This is a genomic window from Lysobacter antibioticus (genome assembly GCF_001442535.1).
GTDB classification, from domain to species: domain Bacteria; phylum Pseudomonadota; class Gammaproteobacteria; order Xanthomonadales; family Xanthomonadaceae; genus Lysobacter; species Lysobacter antibioticus.
In genome coordinates this window covers 2443932-2454241 of the sequence record NZ_CP013141.1, presented here as the reverse complement: position 1 = coordinate 2454241, position 10310 = coordinate 2443932, and the positions used below count along the sequence as shown (strand labels likewise).

11 protein-coding genes are annotated in these 10310 nt (G+C 68.4%); 6 read left to right on the top strand and 5 right to left on the bottom strand.

Annotated features, from left to right (window positions below):
* From GLA29479_RS09935 to GLA29479_RS09925, 3 genes are read left to right on the top strand one after another with little or no spacing between them, the layout of a single operon-like run.
* Positions 1-723, top strand: a complete 723-nt coding sequence (locus GLA29479_RS09935) for a CDP-alcohol phosphatidyltransferase family protein (protein WP_082638484.1) — start codon at positions 1-3, stop codon at positions 721-723.
* A complete protein-coding gene (locus tag GLA29479_RS09930) occupies positions 720-1373 on the top strand; it encodes a lysophospholipid acyltransferase family protein (protein WP_057971478.1) in 654 nt (217 codons plus the stop codon). The genes GLA29479_RS09935 and GLA29479_RS09930 overlap by 4 nt, the downstream gene beginning before the upstream one ends.
* Positions 1370-2320 (top strand): phosphatidate cytidylyltransferase, encoded by a 951-nt coding sequence (locus tag GLA29479_RS09925; protein ID WP_057971477.1) that lies wholly within the window; start codon positions 1370-1372, stop codon positions 2318-2320. The genes GLA29479_RS09930 and GLA29479_RS09925 overlap by 4 nt, the downstream gene beginning before the upstream one ends.
* A gap of 748 nt (positions 2321-3068) precedes the next feature.
* On the opposite strand, the gene fis is transcribed toward GLA29479_RS09925, so the two are convergent.
* From fis to prmA, 3 genes are all read right to left on the bottom strand, one after another.
* Positions 3069-3341 (bottom strand): DNA-binding transcriptional regulator Fis, encoded by a 273-nt coding sequence (gene fis, locus GLA29479_RS09920; RefSeq protein WP_031370276.1) that lies wholly within the window; start codon positions 3339-3341, stop codon positions 3069-3071.
* Between the two features lie 121 nt (positions 3342-3462).
* Positions 3463-4467 carry a DUF3426 domain-containing protein gene (locus tag GLA29479_RS23650; RefSeq protein WP_082638482.1) on the bottom strand — a complete coding sequence of 335 codons (1005 nt, stop codon included), beginning with the start codon at positions 4465-4467 and terminating at the stop codon, positions 3463-3465.
* A gap of 26 nt (positions 4468-4493) precedes the next feature.
* Positions 4494-5414, bottom strand: a complete 921-nt coding sequence (gene prmA / locus GLA29479_RS09910) for a 50S ribosomal protein L11 methyltransferase (RefSeq protein ID WP_057971476.1) — start codon at positions 5412-5414, stop codon at positions 4494-4496.
* A 91-nt stretch (positions 5415-5505) separates the two neighbouring features.
* On the opposite strand from prmA, the gene GLA29479_RS09905 reads away from it, so the two are divergent.
* From GLA29479_RS09905 to GLA29479_RS09895, 3 genes are all read left to right on the top strand, one after another.
* Positions 5506-6579, top strand: a complete 1074-nt coding sequence (locus GLA29479_RS09905; RefSeq protein WP_057971475.1) for a hypothetical protein — start codon at positions 5506-5508, stop codon at positions 6577-6579.
* 214 nt (positions 6580-6793) lie between these two features.
* Complete coding sequence (locus tag GLA29479_RS09900; RefSeq protein WP_248842826.1) at positions 6794-7813, top strand: hypothetical protein; 1020 nt, start codon at positions 6794-6796, stop codon at positions 7811-7813.
* Positions 7810-8280 carry a hypothetical protein gene (locus GLA29479_RS09895; RefSeq protein WP_338039878.1) on the top strand — a complete coding sequence of 157 codons (471 nt, stop codon included), beginning with the start codon at positions 7810-7812 and terminating at the stop codon, positions 8278-8280. Before GLA29479_RS09900 ends, GLA29479_RS09895 begins: the two co-directional genes overlap by 4 nt.
* 222 nt (positions 8281-8502) lie before the next feature.
* On the opposite strand, the gene accC is transcribed toward GLA29479_RS09895, so the two are convergent.
* Together accC and GLA29479_RS09885 are read right to left on the bottom strand one after the other, a co-directional pair.
* Positions 8503-9870 (bottom strand): acetyl-CoA carboxylase biotin carboxylase subunit, encoded by a 1368-nt coding sequence (accC, locus tag GLA29479_RS09890; protein ID WP_031370283.1) that lies wholly within the window; start codon positions 9868-9870, stop codon positions 8503-8505.
* On the bottom strand, positions 9863-10300 hold the full coding sequence (locus tag GLA29479_RS09885; RefSeq protein WP_057919154.1) for a four helix bundle protein: 438 nt from the start codon (positions 10298-10300) through the stop codon (positions 9863-9865). Before GLA29479_RS09885 ends, accC begins: the two co-directional genes overlap by 8 nt.
* Positions 10301-10310: the final 10 nt, after the last annotated feature.

The following is a 10310-nucleotide window of genomic DNA, read 5'->3' as shown; positions in this document are numbered from 1 at the left end:
ATGACGACACGACCCGATTCCGACCAACCTGGTACCGATTTGCACGGCCCGGATGAGTCCGCTAAACCCGGTGCAGGCGGACCGGCAGCGGGGCGGCGCGACGACTGGCGCCTGGCCTTGGCCGCGCGCTTGCGCGCGCGCGGCGCGACGCCCAACGGCATCTCGTTGTTCGCGATCGGCCTGTCGGCGCTGGCCGGGCTGTCGTTCTTCTTCGCCTTGCGCGATCCGCCGCATTCCGGCGCGGTCTTGTTGTTGTTCGCGGCGCTGTGCCTGGTCGGGCGCCTGCTGTGCAACCGGCTCGACGGGTTGCTGGCGCGCCGCGGCGGCATGGTCGGCAAGGCCGGCGAAGTCTATAGCGACGCACCGGACCGGCTTGCCGATGCCCTGGTGTTCCTCGGCGTGGGCTACGGCCTGACCCCGTGGATGGCGTGGGCTTCGGACCTCGGCTGGGCGGCCTCGCTGCTCGCGGTCGGCACCGCCTACGTGCGCGTGCTCGGCATGGCCTGCGGTCTGCGCGAACACGACGAAGGCCCTATGCCGCGGCGCACGCGCATGATCGCCACTGCCATTGCCGCCGTGCTCGCGGCGATCGGCCTGGCCTTGGGCCATGCCGTGATCGTCGCCTGGGTGTTGCTCGTGGCCTTGGCCGCGGTGATCGCCGGCGCGGCCTGGACTATCGCCCTGCGTCTGCGCGCGATCGTGCGCGAGCTGGAGGCACGATGATTTCGCAGTGGCTGGCCAGCGGTTTCAGCGGCGCGATCCGGTTGCTGACCGGCGCACGCGCGTTGTGGCGATGTGCGCCCTCGTCCGATCATCGGGTCTATTACGGCAACCACGTCAGCCACGGCGATTTCGTGATGATCTGGTCGGCGCTGCCGCCGGCCTTGCGACGCGAGGTGCGACCGGTGGCCGGCGCCGATTACTGGCAGCGCGACGCGCTGCGCCGTTATCTGATCCGCGAAGTCTTCAACGGCGTGCTGATCGAGCGCGACCCGGCCGAGCGCAAGCAGGACGCCATCGAGACCTTGTGCGAGGCGGTCGATGATGGTTGTTCGCTGATCCTGTTTCCCGAAGGCACGCGCAACCAGAGCGACGAGCCGCTGTTGCCGTTCAAGAGCGGCCTGTATCACCTGGCGCACCGGCGGCCCGAACTCGAATTCGTGCCGGTGTGGATCGACAATCTGGCGCGGGTGATGCCGAAGGGTAAGCTGCTGCCCTTGCCGCTGCTGTGCACGGCGACCTTCGGCGACACCTTGCGGCTGGGCCCGGACGAGGACAAGCCCCAGTTCCTCGAACGCGCACGCAATGCCTTGCTGGCCTTGTCGGATCACGCGCATGCGCACGACCACGGCGGCCAGGCAGGCCGCTCATGATCGAGATGCTGCGCGGCCTGCCGCATTCGCTGCTGTTGTTCATCGGCGTGGCCGCGGTGTTGCTGGTCGCTACCGCGATCGCCGAATACTTGCGTTGGCGCACGCGCGAGCGGCCGAGCGCGGTGATCGCCAATCTGGTCGCGCGTATCCGCGCCTGGTGGGTGATGGCGCTGGTGGTCGGGCTGGCATTCGTGGTCGGCCGGGTCGGCATGATCGTGCTGTTCGCGCTGGTGTCCTTGTTCGCCTTACGCGAATTCATCACCCTGACTCCAACCCGGCGCAGCGATTACTACGCCTTGCTGGCCGCGTTCTATCTCGCGCTGCCGCTGCAGTACTGGCTGGTCTACACGGACTGGTACGGCCTGTACACCTTGCTGATTCCGGTGTACGCCTTCTTGCTGTTGCCGATACTGGCGACGGTCGGCGGCGACACCACGCGGTATCTGGAGCGCACGGCGAAGGTGCAGTGGGGCTTGATGATCTGCGTGTTCTGCATCTCGCACGTGCCGGCGCTGATCAATCTGCGCATCCCCGGATACGAGGGGCGCAACCTGTTGCTGATCGCGTTCCTGGTGATCGTGGTGCAGTCCTCGGACGTGCTGCAGTACGTCTGGGGCAAGCTGTGCGGCAAGCGCCTGATCGCGCCCAAACTGTCGCCGTCGAAAACCGTCGAGGGCTTCGTCGGCGGCGTCGCTTCGGCGACCGCGCTCGGCGCGGCGTTGTGGTGGATCACCCCGTTCACGCCGTGGCAGGCGGCGGCCCTGGCCCTGGTCATCAACCTGATGGGTTTCTACGGCGGCCTGGTGATGTCGGCGATCAAGCGCGATCGCGGCATCAAGGACTGGGGCCACATGATCGAAGGCCACGGTGGCGTCCTCGACCGTCTCGATTCGGTCTGCTTCGCCGCCCCCGTCTTCTTCCATCTGATCAGATATTGGTGGGTGTAGCCGACGCGCTCGCGAGCCATTGGCTCGCGAGTCGGCTACACGCCCGGCCGAGGATGGCCGGGCCGGGCGATACGAAGCCCGCGCAGGCTTTGCCAAGGACGGCAGCGAGTACATGAAGAAGCGCCGTACGCGCGCATTGCGCGCTGGTCCGGCTACACGCCCGGCCAAGGATGGCCGGGCCGGGCGATACGAAGCCCGCACAGGCCTTGCCAAGGACGGCAGCGAGTACATGAAGAAGCGCCGTACGCGCGCATTGCGCGTTGGTCCGGCTACACGCCCGGCCAAGGATGGCCGGGCCGGGCGATACGAAGCCCGCGCAGGCCTTGCCAAGGACGGCAGCGAGTACATGAAGAAGCGCCGTACGCGTGCATTGCGCGCTGGTCCGGTCACACGCCCACCCGCAGCGGTGCACGCAAGCGAAGTAACCGAAGCCCGGACAATCGGAGGCCCGTAGAGTCGGCGCTCCGGTGACCGCGTGGTATCCGTCCCCTGCACCTGTCGCGGCTTGCGCCGCTCCTACCCCGGAGGATTCGTCGCCTCTGCAAGAGCGGCGTATGCCACGCCCAACCGCAGCGGTGCACGCAAGCGCAACAGCCGAAGTCCGGACAATCGGACGCGACCCGATGAGTCGACGGCTTCGGTAAACGCGTGATATTCGCCCCTTCGGCTGTCGCGGCTTACGCCGCTCCTACAGGGTTCGAATCAGAGGATTTGCGCGCGCAGAAACTTCGCTGCGCTGCGAGGGTTGTTACTCCAGCCCGTACTCGCGCAGTTTCTTGCGCAGGGTCGCACGGTGAATACCGAGCATGGCCGCGGCGCGGCTCTGGTTGCCGTCGCAATGCTGCAGGACTTCGGCGAACAAGGGGATTTCGAGCTCGCGCAAGGCGATCTCGTAGAGGTTCTCGGTGCCGCTGCCGTTCAAGTCGCCCAGGTAACGACGGATCGAAGTCGCGACATGGTCGCGCAGCGGAACGCGAGGTCCGGAGCGGGCGGCTTCGTTGCGGTCGTTGAGAGCGTTCAAGTGCATCCCCGTGGCAAGTGACTTCCGCCGGGAGCTTCCCGATACGCTCGCTGCGCATCGCCGACGGGAGGGGGAGTCTAGCGCGCGGGAGTCGCTGTAGACAACGCGACGGTGCGATATTTCAACGGAAATCGAACGTGAACGCGACTACGCGCGGTGCCGGTTCGAGCACGTCGAACTGCACCGCGGCACTCTGCCCCGGCGCGATCAGTTCGCCTTCCCTGTACCCCTTGCGGTAGTCCTCTGGAGAGAACGCACGTTGGCCGACGCGGCGGCCATCGACGTCTTCCAGGCTCAGCAGCAGGGTCGGCCAGGGCTGCGCCCAGCGCGCATCGTTGCGGAAGCTGGCCGATACCCGCAACACACCGGTGCGCTCTGCGACCGGCAGCACGTTGCGATTGAGCATGGTCAGCGCGGCCGGTTCGCGCCATGCCGGAATCGTGCACGGCAGCGCCCCGCACAAGGCGCCGACGAGCGGGCGCCAGCGCGCGTCGGCGGCGAGTTCGTCGCGTTGCGCAAGCAGCAGTTGCAGGGCCAGCAACAGGCCGAGCGCGACCGCCACCGCCGGGCCGCTCCAGTGCCGGCGCGCCGCCGGCGCAGCGGCGCGGGCGCGGCTGCGCACGAAGCTCGGCGCGAGGCGCGCGTGCGCCACCGCGGTTTCGGATTTGCCGGCCCGCTTGCGCGTCGCGCGCTTCGGCACGACCGCATCGGCGGCGGCGCTGAGCGGCGCCAGGGCCGCGGTCGGGGCGGCCATCGCCGCTGGGTCGTCGCTCGTGTTCGCGCTGTCGCGGGTCGCCGGCTCGGCCGGGCTGGCCGGACCGGCAAGATGGCCGGCCTGGTCGTATTCGTCTTCAACGTCGGCGGCTTGAGCTGGCGTTGCGATGCCGCCCGCTTCGGAAACCTCGGCGGCCGCCGCATCGGTCCCATCGGCAACCGCCGTGCTCGCCGATTCGGAGGAAGCCGGTTCGCTCGACGCGGCTTTGACCGAAGCAGATTCGCCGGGCATTGATTCGATCGCGGCCGCGGCGGCCAGATCGCTGCCGCAACGCGGGCAGGCCCGGGTCGGACCGTCCTTGGCGACGATCAGCGCGACGAGGTATCCGCAATGAGGGCAGGCAGCGAACATTTCAGTATTCAATCATGCCGTCGCGCTCAGCGCCGGCGTACGCCTGTGACGCGCATCCAGTCTTCGAGACGGTCGGCGCGCAGCTGCTCGAAGTCCGCCGCGTAGCGCGCGAGCACTTCGTCTTCCTGCCCGGCGAGGATGCCCGACAGCGCGATGCGCCCGCCGGGCGCGACCCGCGCGGCCAGGGTATCGGCCAGGGCGACCAGCGCCGAGGCGAGAATGTTGGCGACCACCACCGGATAGGTCGCGGCCGGTTCGTCCTGCGGCAGATGCACTTCGATGCGTTCGGCGACTTCGTTGCGTTCGGCGTTGTCGTGGGTGGCGATGACCGCCTGCGGATCGTTGTCGACGCCGACCGCGTGGGCGGCGCCGAGCTTGAGCGCAGCGAGGGCGAGAATGCCCGAGCCGCAGCCGAAGTCGAGCACGCTGCGGTCGGCGAGGGCGCCTTCGTCGGCCAGCGCGTCGAGCCATTGCAGGCACAGCGAGGTGGTCGGGTGGGTGCCGGAGCCGAACGCCAGGCCCGGGTCGAGGCGCACCACCGCGGCATCGGCCGCGTCGGCGCCGGCGGGCAGCTCGTGGTTCCACGGCACGATCCAGGTGCGGCGGCCGAACTGCAGCGGCTCGTACTGGTCCATCCAGGCGCGTTCCCAGTCCTGGTCCTCGACCTGGCGAAAACGCACCTGGGTCCACTCCAGGCCCGGGTCGAACGACTCCAGCGCGGCCAGGATCACCAGCGCGTCGGCGTCGTGCGGGAACAGCGCACTGAGTACGATCGACTGCCACAACGGCGTTTCGCCGACGCCGGGTTCGAGGATCGCGTGCTCGTTGCCGGTGTCGGCATCGGCGTCGAGCATCGTCACCGCCAGCGAGCCGACGTCGTCGAGTGCGGCCTCGTAGCGCGGTTGTTCGGCTTCGCTGCAGCGCAGGGTCAGTTCGAGAAAGGGCATCGGTTACGGCGAGGGGCGAAAACGGCGGTCATTATTGACCCGTTTTATGGCGATCAGATAGCGTGCGGGCTCTTCTCAGGAGTCAGACGCCATGGAATCGCAGGCCAACCCCTCTATCGTCGCCGTCATGCGGGCCTGGATCGTGCTCGGATCGCTCGCCCTGGGCGCCTGCGCGGACGGCGGCGGCACCACCCCAGCGGGCGCTAACCAGGTCAGAGCGAGCGAAGCCGGAGCTGGCCAAGTCGGCGCGAGCCAGATCGGTGCTACCCAGGCAGACGCTGCCGGAGTCGCCACCCCCCAGGTAGATGCTGCCCAGGTGGGCGCCAAGGGCCAGGTCGAGCAGTTGCGCCTGGAAGCGGTGACCGAGCTGCCCCGCTATGTCGCGCCCACGCCGGCGCTGGCCGACGACGGCAGCGTTCCGGAGTGCGCCGGGGAAGCCAAGTCGAGCGAGGCGCGGGCAGCGGTCGCGGCCGGCTGGACCATCCGCACCGACATGGCCTGGGGCAAGGACTACCGCGTGGTCGGGGTGGCGCCGCGCGCGACCCAGGTGGCCGGCTTCGGCTGCATGTTCCCGGCCGCGCGGGTGCTGTTCTTCCGTGACGGCCGGGCGGTGGCGCAGTTGCGCGACCTCAAGGCCGACGAGGAAAGCTTCGACAGCGGCGTGCAGGGCGTGTTCGAGCACAGCGCCGAACCGGCCGAGCCGGCGGGCAAGGCCGGCAGCGAGCTGCGGGTCGGCGAATGGCAGGTGGCGCGTGCGCGCGTGCTCGCGACCGCCGCCGGGCTGGAGCTGACGGCGTTGCCGGCGCTGGACGCCTACTGCGGTGGCGCGGCGAAGGTGCCGCGGATCGAGGGCCTGAGCCTGCCGCAGGCGCGGGCGAAATTGCTCGCCCAGGGCTGGCGCGGCGTGCAGCCAGACCGCGAGGAGGGCGCCGAGCGTTTCCTGGGTGGCCTGATCGAAGCCGGTTACCCCGAGGTCGTCGACTGCGCCGGCACCGGCCAGGGCTACTGCAGCTTCGAATACGCCGCCGACGCCGGCCACGGCCTGGCGGTCACCACCGCCGGCGAACACGGCGAGGACGACGGCAAGGCCTACTGGCCCACGGTCGTCGGCAGCGAAGTGACCTGCGCGGCCAAGGTCACCGCCGCTCCCGCTCCGGGCGGCTGAGGCACCGTCTCGCCGAAGCCGGAGATCCATCACGGTTCAGGGTCGCGCGGGCATCGGCGCGGCGCTTGACTTACTATCGGCGTCTCGACGAAACACGGTTCATGCCGGCACATGCCGGACAGGCGGGCTGGGTAGCGCCAGTGCGGCGCCCCGGCCGCGGTCGCGTTGCGTCCGGTTCGTGCCAGCAGCGTAGAGGCTCAGAGAAACGGTCTTGATGTCCGATGCCTACCCCTCCGGTTACAAGCAAGGCCCTGGCGGGACGCCGGCCGGTGTGCGCGTGTCCGGACGCTCGCTGATCGCGATCATGGGCGTGGCCTTGTTGGCCGCGGCCTTCGTCTATGCCGGCCGCCGCACTGCCAGCGAACAAGCTGCGCCGGGCGAGAGCGTGCCGGTGCGGGTCGCGGCGAAACCGCAGCCGACGGCGCGCAAGGCCGATGCGCCGCGCGACGATTCGGTGCCGGTGGCCGAGGCGAAAGTCGTGCCGCGCGGCGCGGTCGCGCCGTCGCCGCTGCGCGTGCAGTTCGAGCAGGCGCCGGACTTGTACGCGTATGCGCAGTCGATCCGCTCGCGCGCCGATGCCGGCGAGCCCGAGGCGATCTGGCTGTTGAGCCGGGTCTACGACTACTGCTCGAACTACGCCAACGCACCGGTCGACTACGGCAACGACACGCGCACGATAGAGAGCATGAAGCTGCGCGGCGCCTCGACGATGACCGAGGCGCGCAATCGGGTCAGCTCGCGCTGCGCGCGTTTCGCGCCGAGCGACAACCTCAGTTACCAGATGATCTTCCTCAAGCGGGTCGAGGCCGCCCAATCGGGCAGCCTGCCGGCCGAGGCCTCGTTGCTGGCCGCCGGCAAGCCGCTGGAGAAGACCGAGGAATACCGGCTCAATCTGGTCGACCGCGTGCAGCGCTCGAAGGACCCGGAAGCGTACTCGGCGTTGTCGCCCGGTATGGGCATCGCCGCGAACGGCCGGCGCTGGGGCGACATGCGCGTGGCCGGCACTCAATTCGCGGAACTGGCTTGGCAGTTGGCGGCATGCGAGCTCGGGCAGGATTGCAGTCCGAAAGGCTCGTTGATGACGTCCTACTGCGCCAACGGCGGAATTTGCTCGCAAGACGCCAAACAGGATTTTGCGAGTTTCGTATACGACGCGGCGATCCCGCGTCAGGGGGCGGATGTGGTGGAAGACATGGTCGATTCGCTGCTAGGCGAACAGAGGACAGTGCAATGAAACGCGAGCACTTCGTAAACACGGCCAAGATCGGTTTCTGGGCATTGCTGCTCAGCGCGTACTCGGTCGGCGCAGCCGGCGTGATGATCGACGTATTCGGCGAGGACTACCGCGAGCTGGGACAGGTCGCGGTGACCTCGGTGGATTCGAAGACCGAGTTGCGTTCGCTGAGCGCGGCCCAGATCGCGGCCGTCTATCGCGCCCAGAGCGGTGCGCCCTTCTCGACCCTGCCGCCCGGCAGCACCTTCAAGGTGGTCTGGCCGGACGGCTCGAGCGAGTACGTGATGGTGGTCAGTCCATCGACGAGCGGCGGCGTGCAGCCGATCCCGGGCACCCAGGTGCCGGGTTCGGGCAAGAAGTCGTCGGGCAACTCGGCCAAGGGGCCGACCCTGTTGCCGGCCTCGTCGGAGCTCACCGAAGCCGACGTGCGGGAGATGACGTCCTGGGTCGAGCCGGTATTGCGATGAAGCCGGGCGCAGCACCGGCGACGGTCCGCTGGCGGTAGCAGCGGCCTAAGCCGCGACCGCCGACGGCGGTGTCGCGGCTTAGGCTGATGCTGCTGCGAGACCGCGCCGGCGAGGGGCCGGAAACGAAACGGCCCGCGTCGATGGCGCGGGCCGTTTCGTTTTTGTCGCAGGCGTTCTTGCCGCAAGCCCGCCGACTGCGGGCGCCAGCTCAGACGATCGAGCTCAGACGATCGAGATCGTCTTTTCCTTCTGTTCCTTGAGCCGCTTTTCCAGGTAGTGGATGTTCATTCCGCCCTGCTGGAAGCCGGCGTCCGACAAGATCCGCTGTTGCAGCGGGATGTTGGTCTTGATGCCGTCCACGACCATTTCGCTGAGCGCCACGCGCATGCGCGCGATCGCGGTGTCGCGGTCGGGGCCGTGCACGATCAGCTTGCCGATCATCGAGTCGTAGTTCGGCGGCACGCGATAGCCTTCGTAAATATGGCTGTCGACGCGCACGCCGGGACCGCCGGGCGCGTGGAAGTGCTGGATCAGGCCCGGGCAGGGCATGAAGGTTTCCGGGTCCTCGGCGTTGATGCGGCACTCGATGGCGTGGCCTTCCAGGACGATGTCGCTCTGCTTGATCGACAGCTTGCGGCCGGCCGCGATCATCAACTGCTCGCGCACCAGGTCGATGCCGGTGACCAGCTCGGTGACCGGGTGCTCCACCTGGATGCGGGTGTTCATTTCGATGAAGTAGAAGCGGCCGTTCTCGTACAGGAACTCGAACGTGCCGGCGCCGCGGTAACCGATGCGGATGCAGGCTTCGACGCAGACCTTGCCGATCTCGGCGCGCTGTTCCGGGGTGATGCCCGGCGCCGGCGCTTCCTCGACCACCTTCTGGTGGCGGCGCTGCATCGAGCAGTCGCGTTCGCCCAGGTGGATCGCGCTGCCCTGGCCGTCGGCGAGCACCTGGATCTCGACATGGCGCGGGTTCTCGAGGAACTTCTCCATGTAGACCATGTCGTTGCCGAACGCGGCCTTGGCCTCGGACTTGGTGGTCTGGATCGCGGCGTTGAGGTGGGCCTCGGTATGCACCACGCGCATGCCGCGGCCGCCGCCGCCGCCGGCGGCCTTGACGATGATCGGGTAGCCGATCTCGCGGGCGATCTTGATGTTGGCGGCGTTGTCGTCGCCGAGCGGACCGCCGCTGCCGGGCACGCAGGGCACGCCGGCGTCCTTCATCGCGCGGATCGCCTCGACCTTGTCGCCCATCAGGCGGATGGTCTCGGCGCGCGGGCCGATGAAGATGAAGCCGGACTGCTCGACGCGCTCGGCGAAGTCGGCGTTTTCGCTGAGGAAACCGTAGCCCGGGTGGATCGCCTGGGCGTCGGTGACTTCGGCCGCGGCGATGATCGAGGCCATGTTGAGATAGCTCTCCGACGACGGCGCCGGCCCGATGCAGACCGACTCGTCGGCCATGGCGACGTGCTTGAGATTGCGATCGACGGTGGAATGCACCGCGACCGTGCGGATGCCCAGCGCGTGGCAGGCGCGCAGGATGCGCAGCGCGATTTCGCCGCGATTGGCGATGACGACTTTATCAAGCATGGGATTCGGGATTCGAGAATTGGGATTCGTGAAGCGCGGGCGTCTCGCTGACGGCGCGCGGCGATGAGCCGAGCGAGCGGATCAGAGCGTTCAGACGGGCGAAGGTTCGGTCCAGCAAGTCCGTGTCCGTGGCGTTGTCGGTGAGGTAGCCGAGGCGGCGGGCGATCTCATGTTGCGTGCTGATTTCGGCGAGCGAGCCGCGTGCCATCGACAGGAACCGTAAGTACTCCGGCCTCGACCGCCGGGCCGCGCCCTCGGCGATGTTCGACGGGACGCTTACCGCGGCTCTGCGCAACTGCATCGACAAGCCCAGACGCTCGCTGTCGGGAAAAGAGGCGGTGATGCGATAGATCGACTCAACCAGCGACATCGCATCACGCCAGACCTCCAGGCGCTCGTGCGGTCGCTGCTTGTCCGAATCCCGAATCACGAATCCCGAT

Coding starts and splice junctions, on each gene's coding strand:
- GLA29479_RS09935 (WP_082638484.1), top strand. CDS start 1: ATGACGACACGACCCGATTCCGACCAACCTGGTACCGATTTGCACGGC.
- GLA29479_RS09930 (WP_057971478.1), top strand. CDS start 720: ATGATTTCGCAGTGGCTGGCCAGCGGTTTCAGCGGCGCGATCCGGTTG.
- GLA29479_RS09925 (WP_057971477.1), top strand. CDS start 1,370: ATGATCGAGATGCTGCGCGGCCTGCCGCATTCGCTGCTGTTGTTCATC.
- GLA29479_RS23650 (WP_082638482.1), bottom strand. CDS start 4,467: ATGTTCGCTGCCTGCCCTCATTGCGGATACCTCGTCGCGCTGATCGTC.
- prmA (WP_057971476.1), bottom strand. CDS start 5,414: ATGCCCTTTCTCGAACTGACCCTGCGCTGCAGCGAAGCCGAACAACCG.
- GLA29479_RS09905 (WP_057971475.1), top strand. CDS start 5,506: ATGGAATCGCAGGCCAACCCCTCTATCGTCGCCGTCATGCGGGCCTGG.
- GLA29479_RS09900 (WP_248842826.1), top strand. CDS start 6,794: ATGTCCGATGCCTACCCCTCCGGTTACAAGCAAGGCCCTGGCGGGACG.
- GLA29479_RS09895 (WP_338039878.1), top strand. CDS start 7,810: ATGAAACGCGAGCACTTCGTAAACACGGCCAAGATCGGTTTCTGGGCA.
- accC (WP_031370283.1), bottom strand. CDS start 9,870: ATGCTTGATAAAGTCGTCATCGCCAATCGCGGCGAAATCGCGCTGCGC.